The organism is Klebsiella sp. 141251 (assembly GCF_050600725.1).
Taxonomy (GTDB): Bacteria; Pseudomonadota; Gammaproteobacteria; order Enterobacterales; family Enterobacteriaceae; genus Klebsiella; species Klebsiella aerogenes.
This window is the reverse complement of sequence record NZ_JAQIRG010000032.1, coordinates 1-412: the sequence shown is the minus strand read 5'-3', so window position 1 is coordinate 412 and position 412 is coordinate 1. Positions and strand designations below refer to the sequence as shown.

At 48.1% G+C, this 412-nt stretch carries 2 tRNA genes; both read right to left on the bottom strand.

Annotation, left to right across the window (positions count from 1 at the left end):
• Nucleotides 1-109: 109 nt before the first annotated feature.
• A tRNA-Ala gene (locus tag PGR09_RS24530) sits at nt 110-185 on the bottom strand.
• A 106-nt stretch (nt 186-291) separates the two neighbouring features.
• Nucleotides 292-368: transfer RNA gene (locus tag PGR09_RS24525), tRNA-Ile, on the bottom strand.
• Nucleotides 369-412: the final 44 nt, after the last annotated feature.

Below are 412 nucleotides of genomic sequence, written 5' to 3'. Positions count from 1 at the left end.
ACTGTGTGTCGTTTCAATTTTCAGCTTGATCCAGATTTTTAAAGAGCAAAACTTCGCAGTGAACCTTTTCAGGTACACTCTGAAGTTTTCTTGTTTTTTGCAGTAAGGATGGTGGAGCTATGCGGGATCGAACCGCAGACCTCCTGCGTGCAAAGCAGGCGCTCTCCCAGCTGAGCTATAGCCCCATCGAATGAATCTCTTTTAACCTTAATTCGTTTTCGGGCGCGGCGTGGTGAAGCGAAGCATACTGAAGTATGCGAGCTTTGCCACAACAAAGCACGAGAGCGAATTTGGTAGGCCTGAGTGGACTTGAACCACCGACCTCACCCTTATCAGGGGTGCGCTCTAACCACCTGAGCTACAAGCCTGCAGAGATTACTTACTGCTGTATTTTCATCAGACAATCTGTGTG